Source organism: Bradyrhizobium barranii subsp. barranii, from assembly GCF_017565645.3.
Classification (GTDB): domain Bacteria; phylum Pseudomonadota; class Alphaproteobacteria; order Rhizobiales; family Xanthobacteraceae; genus Bradyrhizobium; species Bradyrhizobium barranii.
Genome location: NZ_CP086136.1, coordinates 339,486 through 355,912, shown reverse-complemented (window position 1 = coordinate 355,912; position 16,427 = coordinate 339,486). Strand labels below are relative to the sequence as shown.

Below are 16,427 nucleotides of genomic sequence, written 5' to 3'. Positions count from 1 at the left end.
CGGGATCCACTTCGCTCGAAAACGCTATCGATTATCCAGCATCAGCAGCGCGACCAGCATCAGCACGATCGCCGGCCCTGTCTTCACCAGCGCGCCGAGCGGCTCGATCCAGAGGTCCGGCGTGAGGATCGCCGCACCGACCATATAGCCGAGCGAGGCGACGATGCCTGCGACCAAACCGATCGCCGCGGTGCGGCGGAAGGCGATCAGCGCGCCGATGCTCATGTCCATCAGGCTGGTCCCGATGGTGATGGGATCGACCAGTGCGGGCGAAAAATTGTGCGCGGTCAGGATGCCGGCGGCGGCGCGATAGGAGACGAACAGCGCGATGAAGCCGGAGACGAGCCAGAACGCGACCAGGCTGGCGAAGATCAGCGCCTTGATCAGGAACAGCCGCGCGAACCATTTGTCCTGGATGGTGGCGGGATGGCGCCCGATCGCATCAGCCAACGTCTTCGGCGCGATGCCCGTGGCGGCGATCCACGTGGAGGGATCGCCGGTCACGCCGCGGCGCAGCTCGGCGATGGCGGTGGAACGCATCGGCGGCATCCAGCCGAGATAATTGGCGAGATCGCCGATTTTCGCGCCGAGATCGAGCATGAAGGACGGCATCGCGAGGCGCGGCCAGCCGGCCGTCCCGAAGGCGTAGCGGAACTGTTTGATGACGCTGGCCATGGTGAGTGCCTCGGCCTGCATCAGGTCCCACGTCACGGCTTTGACCGAGGCGTCGTCGATATCGCGCGCGGCGAGCCAGGCGATGGTGGCCGAAATGTCCTCGACTGCGACGGACTGGGATGGCGTCGACATCTCCTCCCCGGGCAGGTCGAGCGGAAAGGCGGCGAGCGCGCGCAGCATGGCGCGGCCGCCATAGGCTGAGGGTGCGACGACGAATCCGGGCCGCAGGACAGCGTGGGGAATGCCGGCGGCTGCAATCAGGCGTTCGGCCGCGCGCTTGGTCGTCGCGAAGGCGGTGCGATCCGCCTCCGCGGTCCCGGGGATCGAGATGTGCACCAGCCGGATCACGCGGTCGCTGTCGGCGATCGCCTGAAGCAGGCGCGCGACGAAATCGCGATGCACCGCGCCGGTGTCGCTGCCGGGACCATCCTGGAGCACACCGAGACAGTTCACGACGACGTCGACGGCGTGCTCGCGGAAGAGGCGCATCAGCGCGGATGCGTCGAGCGACAGGATCGGCTGCTCGATGTCCAGTGCGCTCATCTTCTGCGCGGGCGACAGGCTGCGTGCGACGCCGACCACGCGAAATCCCCGCACGCGCAGATCGTCGGTGACGAAGCGCCCGATCAGGCCGGAGGCGCCGAGCACCAAAACAGTTTGCTGGGTCATCGCATCTCTCAAAACGGTTTCGCGATCATCAGCCACAGGATCAACATCGTCGCTCCGAAGCCGGGGAAACCGAACGCGAACCAGCGGCGGTAGAGCACGAAGTAGCGTTCAGGCAGAGCGCCGCGCTGCTCGGCCGCCTTGCGCGCGAGATCTCGCATCTCGATCTGCATGAAGACGACGGGGACCCAGAACAGGCCCGCAAAGACGTAGAGCCCAAGCGAGGCCAGCAGCCAGCGTTCCGTAATCGGCATGGCCGAAAGCATCATCAGCAGGCCGCCCGTCACCGGCTGGAGGATCACGGCCGACAGCGTGAAGATCGCGTCCGCAATCACCACCACCGAAGCGGTGCGCGCTATGAATTCGGCGTCGTTCGTGCGATGCGCCATCAGCATGAAGAAAGCGATGCCGGTGCCGGTGCCGAGAATGACGATCGCGCCCAGCACATGGAGGTATTTGACCAGGAGATACAGCGTCATGGCTTCTTGGCCACCGCCGGTTTGGCTTGGTTCAGTGCAAGCCCGAGCTCGCGGCTGGCGGCTTTGACGCCGGCTTCGCTCTCGATCATCCAATGCCCTTCGCTGCCGACGGCCGGCAAGGTGCGGAAGTCCACCTTGCCGCCTCCGCCGCGAAACGCATCCGCCAACTGCCGCGAGAACGCCGGCGCGAAATAGCTGTCATTGGTCGCCACGAGCCATGTGACGGGAATGCGCGCCGCTTTGCCGAACTCGACCGCCGCGGCGAGAAGCGTCTGCGGCGCGCAGATCTGGTTCGGTTCATCATTGGCGTGGCCGCCGCGACCCGGCGCAAACGCGATGATCGCGGAGATCGCGTTCGGATCGGCATTCGCGAGCGCCAACGTCCCCCAACCGCCGGCGGAATGGCCGAGCACGACGGCCGAGTCTTGACGAACGAAATCCTGCTTTCGCAAAAAATCCAGCGCGAGCGAAATTTCGGCGGCCGTCGCGCGACCCGAACGCGCGTAATCCGCCTCGTCGCAGCCGCCCTGGTCCTCGACATAGCGGCCGCCGGTCGCACCATGGCCGAGCCGCTCCGGCACCAGCACGGCGAAGCCGCGCGCGACGAGAAACGCGACCAGCGCGCGGTATTCAGGCTGCGGCATTTGCGCCCGACGCAGCACATTCTGCGTCGAGGCATGCGCGATCACCGCAAGCCGGAACGGACCGGCGCCGACGGGGCGAAACAGCAGCGCATGCGCGGCAATGTCGGTATCCGGCGATGGCACGCGCCATTGTTGCCGGCGAAACGGCTCGCCCTCCTCAGCCGATGACCCAAACGTGACCTGTGCGCACAGAGGCGACGCCATCAGCAAGGGCAGCAGAGGCAGGAGGGCGAAGATGTTGAAGAGGCGCATGAATCGCCGCAGGCGAACACGGACAGCGACGGATCTGCAGGAACGAATCATTTTCGGCGGACTTTTTGCGTTGCCATCGCGGTTCATTGGTTGCCGCAGGGCAGTTTTGCACCGGCAATGGCAGGCCGGTGCCGTTCGAAATGGCGTCTTGTCTTCTTTCGGTACAACATGGTTAAAATACTGATGCACAAAATCCACACGTTAACCGATAATTAACGATAGGTCTTGCCGCCGGCGCGGCGACTTGGTTTGATCGTGTCCATGAGCACAACCCTGATCGAGGTCCGGCCGGCCAAAGCTGCAGATGCAACTGCGGTGGCGTCCACCCATGACGAAGCCTGGCGCTCCGCCTATCAGGGCATCATTCCCGGCGGCGAGCTGGAAAAGCTGATCAACCGCCGCGGTCCGCAGTGGTGGGACAGTGCGATTCGCAAAGGCAGCCGCGTCAGCGTGCTCGTGTTCGGCGACAAGATCGCCGGCTATGCCAATTACGGCCGCAACCGCGCCCGCAGCCTGCACTTCGACGGCGAGATCTACGAGCTCTATCTGCGTCCAGAATTCCAGGGCCTCGGCTTCGGCCGCCGCCTGTTCACCGCAGCCCGCCGCGACCTGATGCAGAGCGGCCTGAAGAGCATGGTCGTGTGGGCGCTCTCGGACAACGATCCGGCCACCGAGTTCTACCGCGCCTTGGGCGGCCGCATGGTGGCGCGCTCCTCCGAGCGTTTCGGGCCGAAGTCGCTCGACAAGGTCGCCTTCGCTTGGACCAATTGAGCTGCAGAAAGTCTAGCCGGCAGCCCTTCCCATCCGTCGATACCGTTGCCTTTTGAGCCGGTAGTCGCTGGATTCATTATTTCACAAAAACACGATGGATTGGTGGGCCAAGCCCGCGTATGACAGCGCCAAAATCGCTGCCGGGCGCGATTTAACCTCGGCAACAACGGAGCCTTGAATGCGTATCGATGCGGTCTCGATCGGAAAAAACGTACCCCACGACGTCAACGTCATCATCGAAGTCCCCGTGGGCGGCGAGCCGATCAAATACGAGATGGACAAGGAAGCCGGCACGCTCGTTGTCGACCGCTTCCTCTACACGCCGATGCGTTACCCCGGTAACTACGGCTTCATCCCGCACACGCTGTCCGATGACGGCGATCCCTGCGACGTGCTGATCATCAACACCCGCGCCATCATCCCCGGCGCCGTCATGAGCGTGCGCCCGGTCGGCGTGCTGTTCATGGAAGACGAAGCCGGCGGCGACGAGAAGATTCTCGCTGTGCCGTCGTCGAAGCTGACGCAGCGCTACGACAAGGTGAAGTCGTACTCCGACCTGCCCGACATCACGCTGCAGCAGATCCAGCACTTCTTCGAGCACTACAAGGATCTCGAGAAGGGCAAGTGGGTGAAGATTCTGCGCTGGGGCGGCCCGGAAGACGCGCAGAAGCTGATCCTCGAAGGCATCGAGCGCGAGAAGAAAAAGAAGGCGTAAGCTTTCAGGTCCCGGCTCTGCGGTGCATCGCAAGAGCGCTGCACCGCGTCCGGGACATCAGAGTGGAGCTACACCGCCGCCTTCGGCAGCCCGGCGATCGCGCAAGCCGCGCGCAGCGTATTCACCAGCAGGCAGGCGACCGTCATCTGGCCAACGCCACCCGGCACCGGCGTGATCGCGCCCGCAGCGGCGAGTGCTTCCTGATAGGCGACATCGCCGACGAGACGCGTCTTGCCGTCGTCCTTGGGGATGCGGTTGATGCCGATGTCGATCACGGTCGCGCCCGGCTTCAGCCAGTCGCCGCGCACCATTTCTGGCTTGCCGACCGCGGCATAGACCAGGTCGGCGCGCTTCACGAGCCCGGGCAGATCGCGCGAGCGCGAATGCGCGATGGTCACCGTGGCATTCTCGTTGAGCAGCAATTGCACCAGCGGACGGCCGACCAGATTGGAGCGGCCGATCACGATGGCATTCATGCCTTCGAGCGAGCCGTGGACGCTCTTGGTCAGGATGATCGAGCCGAGCGGCGTGCAGGGCGACAGCGCTTCAAAGCCGCCCGCGAGCCGGCCGGCATTGTTCGGATGCAGGCCGTCGACATCCTTGCGGGGATCGATGGCGTTGATGACGGCCTCGGTATTCAGGCCCTTCGGCAGCGGCAGCTGCACCAGAATGCCGTGCACGGCCGGATCGCGGTTGAGTTTTGCGACGACGGCCAGCAGATCGGCCTGCGACACGTCGGCCGGCAGCCTGTGCTCGAACGAGGCCATGCCGGCCGCCTGGGTCTGGGTGTGCTTGGAGCGGACATAGACCTCGCTGGCGGGGTCGTTGCCGACCAGAACCACCGCGAGGCCCGGCACCAGATTGTGCTCGCGCTTGACGCGGGCAACCTCGTCAGCGACGCGCGCGCGGAGTTCCGCAGCGATGACTTTTCCATCGATGATCTTGGCCGTCATGTCAGTTCCCTTGGTCTGTCGGTTTGGCGTCTGCCGATCTGGCTTGGGCGAGCTTGCGCAGGGCTTCGCCGAGCCGCGCCGGATCGCCGTCGACCGCGATCTGCTTCAGCCGCGAGGTGGCACCGGATAGCAGCTTTACACTGGCCTTGGGGACGCCGAGCGATTTCGCCAATAGCACCAGAACGGCCTTGTTGGCCTCGCCGCCATCGGCGATCGCGCGCACCCGCACCTTGAGCACGCTGCGGCCGTCGGCCAATTGCTCGATCCCGTCGATGTCGTCGCGGCCGCCGCGCGGCGTCACCCGCAGCGCGATGCTGATTCCTGCGGCCGAATAGCGCCAGGGTTCCTTGAAGGCCTCTTTCGCAACCAAGGCGCTCCCGCCTGCTTAGATCACGTTCGGGTAGATGTAATACAGGATCACCCGCTCGATGAACATGATGAGCAGGATCAGGATGATCGGCGAGATATCGAGGCCGCCGAGACTGGGCAGGAAATTGCGAATCGGCGCCAGCACCGGCTCGGTGATCCGGTACAGGAACTCCGCCACCGCCGAAACGAACTGGTTGCGGGTGTTCACGACGTTGAAAGCGATCAGCCAGGACAGGATCGCGGAGGCGATCAGCAGCCAGACGTAGAGGTCGAGCACGATGATGACGATGTCGAGAACGGCACGCATGGCTTTTGAAGACTCTGGCTTTCGGTCGGGATTGACGCTTTTTGCTAGATATCGGTTCCCCCCGGCCCAAACAAGGGAAGTCAGTGCCGGGGATGGTTAAAACCGGGTCACACCCGTCCTTGACTTGACCTTGGCGGGGACTTAAATGGCGCCCGGTTGTCGGCCGCATTCACCAGAGCGGCCGCCAAACGGGGCCATAGCTCAGCTGGGAGAGCGCGTCGTTCGCAATGACGAGGTCGGCGGTTCGATCCCGCCTGGCTCCACCAGCCTTCGCTCGCTTCGCGAGCTACGGCTAGGCAAGCCGGCCGAGCTCCCTCGTAGCGAACCGAGCGAAGGCTGTCCCGCCATAGCCCGAAGGGCGACGGCGGACCTTTTCCCCGAGTTCAGCCCCTACCTCCCCGTAAACCTCGGCGGCCGCTTCTCCATGAAGCTCGCCACCCCCTCCCGGAAATCGCTGCCGTTCAGCGCGACCATCATCTCGCGGTTGGCCTCGATCGTGGCCTCCGCCAGGGTCTGGAACGGCACCTCGTAGAGCTGCCGCTTGATCACGGCCATCGCGCTCGGGGAAACCATGTCCGCGAGGTCGCGCGCATAGGCATAGGTCTCCTCGCGCAGCTTTTCCGGCGAGCAGAGCCGGTTCACCAGGCCGATCCGCAGCGCCTCCTCGCTCGAGACGCGCCGGGCCGAGAGCAGCAGATCCATCGCGTTGGCGTGGCCGACGATGCGCGGCAGCATCCAGGACATGCCATGCTCGGCGATCAGTCCGCGCCGCGCGAAGGCTGTCGTGAACACGGTGTTGTCGGCGGCAAAGCGCAGGTCGCAATAAAGCGCGTGCACGAGGCCGATGCCGGCGGTCGCGCCGTTGAGCATGGCGATGACGGGCTTTCCGATCGACGGATAGAAGCCGTAGCGCGTCTGCCAGTCCGGCCGGCGGTTCATGTCGAAGGGCGGCAGGTTCGAGGCACGCCTGACGTCGTTGGGGTCGAGCCCCTTCAGCGCATCCATGTCGGCGCCGGCGCAGAAGGCGCGGCCCGCGCCGGTGAGCACGATGACGCGGACATTGTCATCGGCGCTCGATGCTTCCATCGCATGACGCACGTCGCGCTCCATCGTCGGCGTCCACGCATTCATGCGATCAGGGCGATTGAGCGTGATGGTCGCGACCTTGTCGCTCATCTCATACAGAATGTGTTCGTAGGCCATGACGCTCTCCCTGTGTCTGCCAGCACGCGTTCGCGCGCGCTCGTTAGGAACGAGCCTAGCATATCCAACGGTGAGGCAAGAGCTTGCGCCAAGGCCTTGCACAGAGGCGCGATCACTCGGCGGCTTGCGCCAGCACCTGCCGGCGCGCCAGCCAGCCGTCGATGAAATGATCGAGCCAGGCCCGTTCCGCAACGTCGTACACGGCACGGTCCGCGAAATGATGATGCCGCTCGCGCGCGCCGGGCGCGCTGAGGCCGTCATAGCCGCGCGTGGTCCAGCAATGCATCATCGCGCAGGTCACGTCAGGATGAAACTGCACCCCGAAAGCGTTGCCGGTGCGGAACGCCTGGATCGGAAAATCATCGCCTTCCGCAAGCAGCTCAGTGCCGACGGGCAGTTCAGATCCTTCGCGATGCCAGTGATAGACCTGTGCCGGCCAATTCGGGCAGAGCGCGTGGCCCGCGGTGGTCGGGCGGATCGGATAGTAGCCGATCTGGGTCAGCGCCTCCGCATGCGCTGCGACGCGGGCTCCCAACTGCATCGCCAGCATCTGCGCGCCGAGGCAGATACCAAGGAACGGCCGCTGTTCGCGGAGCGGAATTTCGATCCAGTCGATCTCGCGGCGGATGTAATCGTCGGGATCGTTGGCGCTCATCGGACCGCCGAAAAAAACAGCGCCGGCATGCTGATCGAGCGTATCGGGCAGGGGATCGCCGAAGCGGGGACGGCGAATGTCGAGGTGATGGCCGAGCGCGCGCAGCGCATTGCCGACGCGGCCGGGCGTCGAGGATTCCTGATGCAGGATGATCAGAACCGGCAACCGGGCTTCGGAGGCGGCGGCGCTCGGCGTCCTTCTTGGGAAGGGCACCAATTCTGCGCCACCAAACCTGTCCGTTCGGAACGACATGGCCTCTGCGAGTGCTATCGGTTAAGACCGCCAGCATAGCTAAGCGGTAGTTAACATCGTGTGAGTTCGCGCACACGCGTCCCGATAATGAAGCAAGCTCCGGGCCACTACGGAGCTCTGAGCTTTCTTCAAAGCGTTTTCGAGCGAAGTGGATACCGGTTCGCGTGAAGAAAACGCGTCAAGACAAGAAATCTAGTGCCTCTGCCTCTGGAACCGGCTGGTGGCGGACAGGATGAAGCCGCGCGGAAAGAAACGCAGCGCGAACGGCACGATCTTGATGCCGAGACCAGGCAGCACTGCCCGCTTGTTGGCCATCAGGCCTCGATAGGCTTGTTGCGCGACATCGGCGGCAGACACGTTGAGAAGAGTTGTGTCATGCCCGGACCCGACGCCGGCGCGCGCCTGGAATTCGGTGGGCACCGGACCCGGGCAAAGTACGGTGACGCGAACGCCGCGCGGCGCGAGCTCCGCCCGCAGGGCCTCGGTGAGGGAAATCACATAGGCCTTGGACGCGTAGTACACGGCCATGCCGGGGCCGGGCAGAAAGCCCGCGACCGATCCGACATTGAGAAGACCGCCCTTGTTCCTGATCAGCTGATCGGCAAAGCGCAGCGACAGATCCGTCAGAGCGCGGACGTTGACATCGACGATGCCGACCTGCTCGACGCGGTCGCGCTCGATCGCATCGCCGAACACGCCGAAGCCGGCATTGTTGACGAGATGGTCGAGCTCGACGCCTTCGGCGGCGAGCGCGGCGGCGATTTTGTCACCCGCATCTGCCTCCTGCAGGTCGCAGGCGATCACGATCGGCTTCTTGCCGCCCTTGGCTGCGAGCTCGTTCGCAAGCGCCTCCAGCCGGTCCGCGCGTCGCGCCGTCAGCGCGAGGCGATGCCCGTTGGCGGCGAACACACGCGCCAGCTCCGTGCCGATGCCCGCCGAGGCACCGGTGATCAATGTTACCCGCTCAGTCACGATCGAAGTCTCTTGAATTGAAGTTTTTTGGCCCCGCAATGGCGGAACGAGAGCATAGGCCGAGCGCGACAGGCAAGCGTCACCGGCAGCATGGCTGCTTGAGCGGGCAACAGGGAAGCAGGAAAACCACGGATTTTACGGGGAAATCCGGGGCCGGGCTGGCCGACGGGAGTATATTAAAGTTTCGTCATGTGGTCAGCACAACCGCCGATAATACCGCGTCGAGACGGCTCAACCCCCGACGGCACCGTCCTTGACCTGACCACCGGCGCGATTTGCGACCGCATGCTTGAGGTCGATCCGGTCGCGCTGGGCGATCCCGAGCAGGTCGGAGGCGCGCCAGACGACGTTGTCCTCGAACTCGGACACCTGGCCATCGGCATAGACCAGCTCCCACATCATCTGGACGATGCGCTTGCGGCCCTCTTCGTCGAGCGAGCGCATAATGACACTGGTGAAGTGATAGAGGTCGACGGCCTCGCCCTCGACCTGGGTAGCGTCCGCGATCAGGCGGTCGGCGGTACCGCGATCCAGCCCGAAGTGACTTTCGATCAGGCTGTGCAGCTTGCGCTGCTCGGTCGCCGTCGGCTGACCGTCCAGCGAGACCACGTGAACCAGCAGCGCGGTGGCCGCAAGCCGGTAATCGCCATCGCCGAAAGCACGATCCGCGGCATGAGGAGCCACAATGTCAGCGATGAATTGGCGCAGGCCGTCGAGCATAGGATCCTACCAAAAACGATGAAGCCGCGGGAGTGCGGCCGCCACCAGCATTATATGAGCGGGAAACCCAACCGCCGCAACGTGCGTCAGCTCCGCGCGGGCATTACCTTTCGGCAACCTGGACGAGCTGGTTACCGTCATGGCCGGGCTAGTCCCGGCCATCCACGCGCCACAGCGAAGAAAGACGTGGATGCCCGGGACTAGCCCGGGCATGACGACAGAGGGTGTGGCACGCACCTGTCCCCACATCGTCGTTGCGAGCGCAGCGAAGCGATCCAGACTGCTTCACTGGAAAGACTCTGGATGCTCGCTACGCTCGCAATGATCGAGAGTGCCGTCCTCACGGTATCTCGTACACCACCATCTTGTCGGCGATGCCGCGCAGGGCCGCCTGCTTCTGGATCGGCTTGATCGCGCGTTGCTCGAGAACCTCGGCGACTGCGGGCGCATCGAGCACGGGGCCCGTGATGTGGATCTCCCGCGCCGTCGACAGGCTCTGGACGCGAGCGGCGATGTTGACGGTCTGGCCGAAATAATCCTGGCGTTCGTTGAGCATCACCGCAAGACACGGGCCTTCATGGATGCCGATCTTGACGATGAGATCGTCGGTGCCGCGCTGCCTGTTGAGCTCGTCCATCGCGGCCCGCATCCGCAGGCCCGCGACGATGGCGTGCTCGGGGCGGACGAAGGTCGCCATCACGGCGTCGCCGATCGTCTTCACCACCGCGCCCTTCTCGGAGGAGATGATCTCGAGCAGCGCATGGAAATGCGCGCGCACGAGATCGAAGGCGGCGAGATCGCCGACGCGCTCGTAGAGCGCGGTCGAGCCCTTCAAATCGGTGAACAGGAATGTCAGCGACGTGATCTGGAGCCGCTGGTCGAGGCTGAGATTGTCCGCCTTGAAGACATCGCGAAACGTCTGGTTCGACAGCATGCGCTTGGCGGTGAGGAACGGCTTGCGCTTGCCTATGAGATGATGGAGCGCCTCGGCCGCGATGAACACCGACGGCAACACGCGCACGCCGGCCTGGTTCTCCAGCGACAGCCGCAGCGGCCCCGGCCGCATGGTCGTCGTCCCCGTCGGAGCCTGCACCTTGTTGTACATGATCGCGAACTGCTGGCGCTCCTTGGTCGGCTCGCCCTGAACGTCGATGAAATGGGCGGCGTGCGTCACCGGCTCGAAGATGATGATGAAGTCGCCCGGCAGTTGCAGCGACATGGTCGCCTTCTCGCCTGCCGGAAGCTCGAGCGTATCGAGCGTCACCTCGTTGGCGAGCGTCGCGAAGGATTCCTTGTTGAAGTCGACGCCGGAACTCCAGAACACCTGCTTGAAATATTCCCACACCGGAAGCGTATCGGGATCGTGCGCTGCGATGCGCCGCACGCGCGGATTGACGGTGAAGGAGACCTCGACCTGATCGTCGACCGACGCCTTGTAGCCGCAGGCGCAGAGCGCGCAGTGATAATCGTCCGGCTTGAGCGCCTTCAGCGTCGAATGGGCGCCCAGCACGCCGCCGCAGCCCGGACAGAGCACGTTCCAGCCGAGATCGAACAGTCCGAGCCGCGCCGAATGCAGGAAGGTGGAGATCGTGTGCTCTTCGTCGAGGCCATGCTGCCTGGAGAAATCGAGGACATTGACGCGGTTGAGCTCGTGATCCTCGCCGTCCTCGATGAGGCGCGCGATCGCGTCGACCACCTTGGCATCGGCGGTCTGTTTCAGAACGGAAAACTGGGCCTGGATGTCGCTCATGGCGGAGGCTCTATCTGGGGTGGATCGCGCCATCGGGCAGACGAATATCTGTCACCGACGCGTGATGCGGAACAAAGGTGAGTGGTCCGGCTGGGTCGTCACGACGCCGAGCGGGATCACCGGAACCCTGTCGGCAAGCTCGATACGGAACGCGCCGATCAACCGGGCCAGCGCCAGCACGGATTCGGCTTGCGCGAATGGCGCACCGATGCAGACGCGCGGACCCGCGCCGAACGGCAGGTAAGCGAAACGGTCGGGCGCCTCCTTCGACATGAACCGTTTTGGGATGAAGGCGTTCGGCTGATCCCACAGCTTCTCATGCCGGTGCAGCAGCCAGGGCGCGATCATGATGATGTCGCCCTTGCCGATCTCGACACCGGCCGCATTGTCCTTCTCGCGCGCGGCGCGCGCGACCAGGAAGGCCGGCGGATAGAGCCGCATGGTCTCCTCGATCACCGCACGGGTGAACTTCTGGCGATCGATGTCGGCCATGCTGTCGAGATGCTCACCATGCGTCTCGGAGGCAACTTCCTCCTGCGTCTCCGGATCGAGCGCGAGCAGATAGAGCGCCCAGAACAGCGCCGTCGCCGTGGTCTCGTGACCCGCCAGGATCATGGTCGCGACCTCGTCGACGAGTTGCGCGTCCGAAAAGCCCTTGCCGGTTTCGGGATCGCGCGCCGCGTCCATGAGATCGAACAGGTCGCGCGGCGGCGCGCCGTCCTTCTTGCCCATCGTGCGCCGCTCGGCGATCAGCATCGCGACGAACTCGGTCCAGCGTTTGCGGAAGCGGGCGCGGGCAAAATCCATCGGGGCCGGCCAGGACACCGGCAGCAGCATGTCGAGGAAATAGGGCCGCCCCAGCCGCGCGCCGTATTCCATGACGAAGTTGCGCAAGGTCGGGCCGTGACGGTCCATGCCGAACGAGAACATCGTGCGCCCGGCGATCTCCAGCGTCATACGCTGCATCGTCTCGCGCAGATCGACCGGCTCGCTTGTTCGCGCATCGAGCTTTGCGATGGTCTCGTCGAGCACCGCGGTCATATGCGGGACGAGATTTGCAGTCGCACGCGGCGTGAAGGCCGGCGCGAGCGTACGGCGCTGATGCGCCCAGGCGTGGCCTTCCGCGATCAGAACTCCTTCGCCGAGCACCGGACGCAGCATACGGATCCCCGCCGGCGTGCGCGTGTAGTTTTCATAATTGCTGAGCAGGACATGCCGAATTGCATTCGGCTGATTCAGAATGAAGCTGTTGTGGAGGAAAAAGCGGCCCTTGATGACCTCTTCTTCGTAGGCACGCTGCCCCCAGGTCGCGATCATGTTCTGCTTGAGGACCGCGACCCGGCCGAGAAACGACATGTCGTCGGGCGCACGCGGCGGGGTCGGAGGGATGATGGGCCGACGCACACTGGCGATGTTCATGGCTCTCTCCCGCAGATGTGACCCAAGCCAATAGCTAGTAAGTCAGCTCGGCAATCGCAATCCTGTTCTCGGAGGCGGGCCAGGCGCGCGCCACAATTCGTTCTTCGCCGAACTGGGCCACGATGTTACGCCCGGCCTCCGCGGCCGGGAGCCGCAAGGTTGCTGCCGAATCCGTGGGCACACCCGGCTTGACGTCGGCCGGCTCCTTGCCGTCGAGCAGCACCACGTCCCGCGGCAGGCCGAGATAGCCGCGCGGTCGCGACATGATCACGACGGCGCCGGCATCCTTGTCCGCCGGCCCGAGCGGGCGCGCGGCACGCAGATGCACGATATCGGACGAGCGCGCGAACGGCGTGCGGTAGATATGCGTCGTCGGCGCGTCCGGCGACGTCAGGGCGAATTCGAGGAACCAGGAAGGCTCGACCTGCGCCGGACCCCAGCGGCCGTCGGCGCCGGTCTTCGCGCTGTGCACCGCGCCGCCTTTGCGCTCCCCGGTATCAGGATCGACGCGGAAGACATCGACGGTTGCACCCGCCACCGGGCGATTGGTCGACACGCCGCCTGGCGTACCGGTCACAAGGCCGCTCAACCTGACGCTCTGCTCCGGCACAATTGCGATGCGCGCGGGCTCGCGGCCGGCAATGAATTTGTAGATCTCGCGGAAGGCACGCGGGTGAAACGCCACTTCGCGATGGTCGAGCGCGACGAGCACGAGATTGGTGGCGCCCGTCAACTCCGGCCCTTCGACGGTAACGCCGGTCGGCGTGCCGGGCTTGCCGATGAAGCGGCCGTCGGCTTGCGCGTACTTGTCCATGCCATCGCTGCGCAGGGTGAGGAAGGCCGTGCCCGGCGTCACCTCGCTCTCGCCCTCATTCCGGCCGCGCAGAAATGTACCGCGACCATTGAATTCGTTGTTCGGCTGGTCGTCGGTCGCGAACACGCCGTGATTGGGCGTGCCGCACAGCACGGCATGGCTGACATCGCCGGCACCGCCGTTCCTGATGACGTTGCGAATGGCGTAGCCACCGCGCGAACTGCCGACCAGCGCCACGCGGGCCGCGCCGGTGCGGCGCTTCAATTCCGCGATGGCCGCCCCGAGCTCGCGGCGCTGGTCCCCGGTCGAGGAGCGGCCCGCCTGCTCGACCTTGTCGTCGCTGCGCGCCAGCGGATCCGTGAAATTGATCGCCATCATGCGATCGCGCGCGACGCCGTTGGATTCCATCCGCCAAAGCGTCGTCATCCAGACCGCGTCGTATTCACCATTGCCGTGGACGAACAGGATCGGCGGCACCTCGGCATTCTGAGCCGTGGGCGCGGTCTGCGCCAGCGCGCCTGTCCGCAAGCTCGCAACCGCGAAAGGCAAGCTGCCTGCCCCCAGCAGGATCGACCGTCGCGACAGCTTCATATGTTTCTCCGGAAAAACCACGTCTTTGGACCGCTTATACCGGCCTAACCACTGGACAGCGAAGGACTTTCGCAGGCATCACTGAACCTGCCGGAATCACCCAAAGACCATTCCAAGACCACTTCTGCCAGCCCATATGGAAGGGGATATGACCGAGCAGCCGAACCGTCAGAAATTCGCCGGCGACGGCATCGCCGCACCCCTGCGGTACACCGTGTTCCGGCGCATCTGGCTCGCCAGCCTGCTCTCCAATCTTGGCCTCTTGATCCAGGGCGTGGGCGCGGCCTGGGCGATGACGCAGATGGCGGCCTCGGCCGACAAGGTGGCGCTGATGCTGCCGATCATGCTGATCTCGATGCCGGCCGGCGCCATCGCCGACATGTATGACCGGCGCATCGTGACCTTGATTTCGCTCGCGATCGCGCTGATCGGCGCGACTGCGCTGACGGTGCTGGCCTGGCTCAAGCTGATCACCCCGGAAACGCTGCTCGTCTTCTGCTTCGTGGTGGGCAGCGGCAATGCGCTGTTCGGGCCGGCGTGGCAATCCTCGGTCAGCGAGCAGGTGCCGCCCGAATCACTGCCGTCAGCCGTCGCACTGAACGGCATCAGCTACAATATTGCACGCAGCTTCGGTCCCGCGGTCGGCGGCGTCATCGTCGCCTCGCTCGGCGCGGTGGCCGCCTTTGCCTGCAACGCGATCCTCTATCTACCGCTGCTGGTGGTGCTGCTGCTCTGGCGGCGCAACACCGAGCCCTCGCGCCTGCCGCGGGAGAAGCTCAACCGCGCGATGGTCTCGGGCTTCCGCTACATCACCAATTCGCCGCCGATCAAGATCGTGCTGTTGCGCACGCTGGTGATGGGCCTGATCGGCGGTGCCATCATGGCGCTGATGCCGCTGATCGCGCGCGACCTGCTGCATGGCGGCGCGCAGACCTACGGCATCATGCTGGGTGCCTTCGGCATGGGCGCCGTCGTCGGTGCGCTCAACATCCATGAATTGCGCAAGCGCATGAGCGGCGAGGCCGCGATCCGCGCCTGCACCATCTCGATGGCATTTGCGATGGCCGCGCTTGCCGTGAGCACGGAGCCGGTGTTGACGGCAGCGGCGCTTGTGCTCGCCGGTGCGGTCTGGATGGCGGCCGTCGCGCTGTTCAACATCGGCGTGCAGCTCTCGGCGCCGCGCTGGGTCGCGGGCCGTTCGCTCGCGGCGTTCCAGGCCTCGATATCCGGCGGCATCGCGATCGGCGCCTGGGGCTGGGGCCATCTCACCGATTATGCCGGCGTCGAGGTCGCGCTGCTGACGGCCGCCAGCCTGATGCTGGTCTCGCCGGTGCTGGGCATTTGGCTGGCGATGCCGCGCGTCGGCGCCCGCAACGAGGACGCGGACGTGCTCGCCGATCCGGAAGTCAAACTGTCGCTCACGGCGCGCAGCGGGCCGCTGGTGGTCGAGATCGAATACAGGGTGAGCCAGGAAAACGCGCGCGCCTTCCACAATGTAATGCAGGACGTGCAGCTCTCCCGGCAGCGCAACGGCGCCTATGGCTGGTCGATCGCGCGCGACATTGCCGACCCCGAATTGTGGACCGAGCGCTACCACTGTCCGACCTGGCTCGATTACTTGCGCCAGCGCAACCGCTCGACGCAGTCCGAGCGCGCGTTGCATCAGCAGGCGATCGATTTCCACATCGGCCCCGATCCGGTGCGGATCCGCCGCATGCTGGAGCGTCCATTCGGCTCGGTGCGCTGGAAGGAAGAGACGCCGGATCGTGCCGGCGCCGAGGTGCTGCCGGTGGTCGCGAGCGCGGCGGGAAGCAGCACGTAGATTCTCTCGGAAGGTAGCCCGGATGGCGCGAAGCGCAATCCGGGACGATCTCACCGCGCGGGCAGACCCCGGATTTCGCTCATCCGGGCTGCGACGGCACGTCTTACTGCCCGTGATCCGTCAGCACCTTGTCGCAGGCTTTGCTGAGGCGGGTGCGGTTCTGCTTGAGGCAAGCGAGCACGGCGCCATCGCCATTATTCATCACGGCACGGCAGAAGCGCGTCACATCGCGCGCGCAGGCATCGTGGCCAGGCTGCTGTTGCGCTGAGGCGCTCGATGCGCACAGAATCAAAGAAACAATGAAAAGAAATCTGGTCATCGCGTAATGCCTCTTACCCCAAGGAAGTGCGGGCGAAGCTAGTGCGACGATCCCGGGGCCGCAACGGCTTTATTGCCGA

General features: G+C 64.9%; 17 protein-coding genes and 1 tRNA gene. 4 read left to right on the top strand and 14 right to left on the bottom strand.

Annotation, left to right across the window (positions count from 1 at the left end):
- Nucleotides 1–24 precede the first annotated feature (24 nt).
- The 3 genes from J4G43_RS01650 to J4G43_RS01640 are packed head-to-tail and all read right to left on the bottom strand — an operon-like array spanning nt 25 to nt 2,716.
- Nucleotides 25–1,344 carry an SDR family oxidoreductase gene (locus tag J4G43_RS01650; RefSeq protein ID WP_208083875.1) on the bottom strand — a complete coding sequence of 440 codons (1,320 nt, stop codon included), beginning with the start codon at nt 1,342–1,344 and terminating at the stop codon, nt 25–27.
- A gap of 8 nt (nt 1,345–1,352) precedes the next feature.
- On the bottom strand, nt 1,353–1,820 hold the full coding sequence (locus J4G43_RS01645) for a DUF2269 family protein (RefSeq protein WP_208083874.1): 468 nt from the start codon (nt 1,818–1,820) through the stop codon (nt 1,353–1,355).
- A complete protein-coding gene (locus J4G43_RS01640) occupies nt 1,817–2,716 on the bottom strand; it encodes an alpha/beta hydrolase family protein (RefSeq protein ID WP_208083873.1) in 900 nt (299 codons plus the stop codon). The genes J4G43_RS01645 and J4G43_RS01640 overlap by 4 nt, the downstream gene beginning before the upstream one ends.
- A 261-nt stretch (nt 2,717–2,977) precedes the next feature.
- Between J4G43_RS01640 and J4G43_RS01635 the strand changes: the two genes are divergently transcribed.
- Complete coding sequence (locus tag J4G43_RS01635; RefSeq protein ID WP_014490714.1) at nt 2,978–3,487, top strand: GNAT family N-acetyltransferase; 510 nt, start codon at nt 2,978–2,980, stop codon at nt 3,485–3,487.
- A gap of 178 nt (nt 3,488–3,665) precedes the next feature.
- Complete coding sequence (gene ppa, locus J4G43_RS01630) at nt 3,666–4,202, top strand: inorganic diphosphatase (RefSeq protein WP_014490715.1); 537 nt, start codon at nt 3,666–3,668, stop codon at nt 4,200–4,202.
- Nucleotides 4,203–4,270: 68 nt separating this feature from the next.
- On the opposite strand, the gene folD is transcribed toward ppa, so the two are convergent.
- The 3 genes from folD to J4G43_RS01615 are packed head-to-tail and all read right to left on the bottom strand — an operon-like array spanning nt 4,271 to nt 5,831.
- Nucleotides 4,271–5,155: a bifunctional methylenetetrahydrofolate dehydrogenase/methenyltetrahydrofolate cyclohydrolase FolD gene (gene folD, locus J4G43_RS01625; protein ID WP_208083872.1), complete on the bottom strand. Its 885-nt coding sequence runs from the start codon at nt 5,153–5,155 to the stop codon at nt 4,271–4,273.
- 1 nt (nt 5,156) lies between these two features.
- Complete coding sequence (locus tag J4G43_RS01620) at nt 5,157–5,525, bottom strand: DUF167 domain-containing protein (protein ID WP_208083871.1); 369 nt, start codon at nt 5,523–5,525, stop codon at nt 5,157–5,159.
- A 15-nt stretch (nt 5,526–5,540) separates the two neighbouring features.
- The gene (locus J4G43_RS01615; RefSeq protein WP_007598721.1) at nt 5,541–5,831 is read right to left on the bottom strand and encodes a YggT family protein; all 291 of its coding nucleotides are present in this window, start codon (nt 5,829–5,831) and stop codon (nt 5,541–5,543) included.
- A 190-nt stretch (nt 5,832–6,021) separates the two neighbouring features.
- On the opposite strand from J4G43_RS01615, the gene J4G43_RS01610 reads away from it, so the two are divergent.
- Nucleotides 6,022–6,097: transfer RNA gene (locus tag J4G43_RS01610), tRNA-Ala, on the top strand.
- A 124-nt stretch (nt 6,098–6,221) separates the two neighbouring features.
- Here the strand turns inward: J4G43_RS01610 and J4G43_RS01605 are convergent.
- The 7 genes from J4G43_RS01605 to J4G43_RS01575 all read right to left on the bottom strand — a co-directional run bounded on the left by J4G43_RS01605 (nt 6,222) and on the right by J4G43_RS01575 (nt 14,207).
- Nucleotides 6,222–7,034: an enoyl-CoA hydratase gene (locus J4G43_RS01605; RefSeq protein WP_208083870.1), complete on the bottom strand. Its 813-nt coding sequence runs from the start codon at nt 7,032–7,034 to the stop codon at nt 6,222–6,224.
- Nucleotides 7,035–7,146: 112 nt separating this feature from the next.
- Nucleotides 7,147–7,941, bottom strand: coding sequence for a glutamine amidotransferase (locus J4G43_RS01600; protein ID WP_208083869.1), 795 nt, complete (start codon nt 7,939–7,941; stop codon nt 7,147–7,149).
- Nucleotides 7,942–8,133: 192 nt separating this feature from the next.
- Nucleotides 8,134–8,913, bottom strand: a complete 780-nt coding sequence (locus J4G43_RS01595; RefSeq protein ID WP_208083868.1) for an SDR family NAD(P)-dependent oxidoreductase — start codon at nt 8,911–8,913, stop codon at nt 8,134–8,136.
- Between the two features lie 231 nt (nt 8,914–9,144).
- Complete coding sequence (locus J4G43_RS01590) at nt 9,145–9,633, bottom strand: tellurite resistance TerB family protein (RefSeq protein ID WP_063980339.1); 489 nt, start codon at nt 9,631–9,633, stop codon at nt 9,145–9,147.
- A gap of 340 nt (nt 9,634–9,973) precedes the next feature.
- Nucleotides 9,974–11,383 carry an adenylate/guanylate cyclase domain-containing protein gene (locus tag J4G43_RS01585; protein WP_208083867.1) on the bottom strand — a complete coding sequence of 470 codons (1,410 nt, stop codon included), beginning with the start codon at nt 11,381–11,383 and terminating at the stop codon, nt 9,974–9,976.
- A 51-nt stretch (nt 11,384–11,434) separates the two neighbouring features.
- Nucleotides 11,435–12,802 carry a cytochrome P450 gene (locus tag J4G43_RS01580; protein ID WP_208083866.1) on the bottom strand — a complete coding sequence of 456 codons (1,368 nt, stop codon included), beginning with the start codon at nt 12,800–12,802 and terminating at the stop codon, nt 11,435–11,437.
- Between the two features lie 34 nt (nt 12,803–12,836).
- Nucleotides 12,837–14,207 carry a hydrolase gene (locus J4G43_RS01575; protein ID WP_208083865.1) on the bottom strand — a complete coding sequence of 457 codons (1,371 nt, stop codon included), beginning with the start codon at nt 14,205–14,207 and terminating at the stop codon, nt 12,837–12,839.
- A gap of 148 nt (nt 14,208–14,355) precedes the next feature.
- Between J4G43_RS01575 and J4G43_RS01570 the strand changes: the two genes are divergently transcribed.
- Nucleotides 14,356–16,029 carry an MFS transporter gene (locus J4G43_RS01570; protein ID WP_208083864.1) on the top strand — a complete coding sequence of 558 codons (1,674 nt, stop codon included), beginning with the start codon at nt 14,356–14,358 and terminating at the stop codon, nt 16,027–16,029.
- Nucleotides 16,030–16,132: 103 nt separating this feature from the next.
- Here the strand turns inward: J4G43_RS01570 and J4G43_RS01565 are convergent, their stop codons facing one another.
- Nucleotides 16,133–16,348 (bottom strand): hypothetical protein, encoded by a 216-nt coding sequence (locus J4G43_RS01565; RefSeq protein ID WP_063980334.1) that lies wholly within the window; start codon nt 16,346–16,348, stop codon nt 16,133–16,135.
- Between the last annotated feature and the right edge of the window lie 79 nt (nt 16,349–16,427).

What these genes read in the sequence shown, in the direction of transcription:
- J4G43_RS01615 (WP_007598721.1), bottom strand. Translation starts at nt 5,831, where the DNA reads ATGCGTGCCGTTCTCGACATCGTCATCATCGTGCTCGACCTCTACGTC.
- J4G43_RS01600 (WP_208083869.1), bottom strand. Translation starts at nt 7,941, where the DNA reads ATGTCGTTCCGAACGGACAGGTTTGGTGGCGCAGAATTGGTGCCCTTC.
- ppa (WP_014490715.1), top strand. Translation starts at nt 3,666, where the DNA reads ATGCGTATCGATGCGGTCTCGATCGGAAAAAACGTACCCCACGACGTC.
- J4G43_RS01575 (WP_208083865.1), bottom strand. Translation starts at nt 14,207, where the DNA reads ATGAAGCTGTCGCGACGGTCGATCCTGCTGGGGGCAGGCAGCTTGCCT.
- J4G43_RS01570 (WP_208083864.1), top strand. Translation starts at nt 14,356, where the DNA reads ATGACCGAGCAGCCGAACCGTCAGAAATTCGCCGGCGACGGCATCGCC.
- J4G43_RS01590 (WP_063980339.1), bottom strand. Translation starts at nt 9,633, where the DNA reads ATGCTCGACGGCCTGCGCCAATTCATCGCTGACATTGTGGCTCCTCAT.
- folD (WP_208083872.1), bottom strand. Translation starts at nt 5,155, where the DNA reads ATGACGGCCAAGATCATCGATGGAAAAGTCATCGCTGCGGAACTCCGC.
- J4G43_RS01640 (WP_208083873.1), bottom strand. Translation starts at nt 2,716, where the DNA reads ATGCGCCTCTTCAACATCTTCGCCCTCCTGCCTCTGCTGCCCTTGCTG.
- J4G43_RS01645 (WP_208083874.1), bottom strand. Translation starts at nt 1,820, where the DNA reads ATGACGCTGTATCTCCTGGTCAAATACCTCCATGTGCTGGGCGCGATC.
- J4G43_RS01585 (WP_208083867.1), bottom strand. Translation starts at nt 11,383, where the DNA reads ATGAGCGACATCCAGGCCCAGTTTTCCGTTCTGAAACAGACCGCCGAT.
- J4G43_RS01635 (WP_014490714.1), top strand. Translation starts at nt 2,978, where the DNA reads ATGAGCACAACCCTGATCGAGGTCCGGCCGGCCAAAGCTGCAGATGCA.
- J4G43_RS01580 (WP_208083866.1), bottom strand. Translation starts at nt 12,802, where the DNA reads ATGAACATCGCCAGTGTGCGTCGGCCCATCATCCCTCCGACCCCGCCG.
- J4G43_RS01650 (WP_208083875.1), bottom strand. Translation starts at nt 1,344, where the DNA reads ATGACCCAGCAAACTGTTTTGGTGCTCGGCGCCTCCGGCCTGATCGGG.
- J4G43_RS01605 (WP_208083870.1), bottom strand. Translation starts at nt 7,034, where the DNA reads ATGGCCTACGAACACATTCTGTATGAGATGAGCGACAAGGTCGCGACC.
- J4G43_RS01565 (WP_063980334.1), bottom strand. Translation starts at nt 16,348, where the DNA reads ATGACCAGATTTCTTTTCATTGTTTCTTTGATTCTGTGCGCATCGAGC.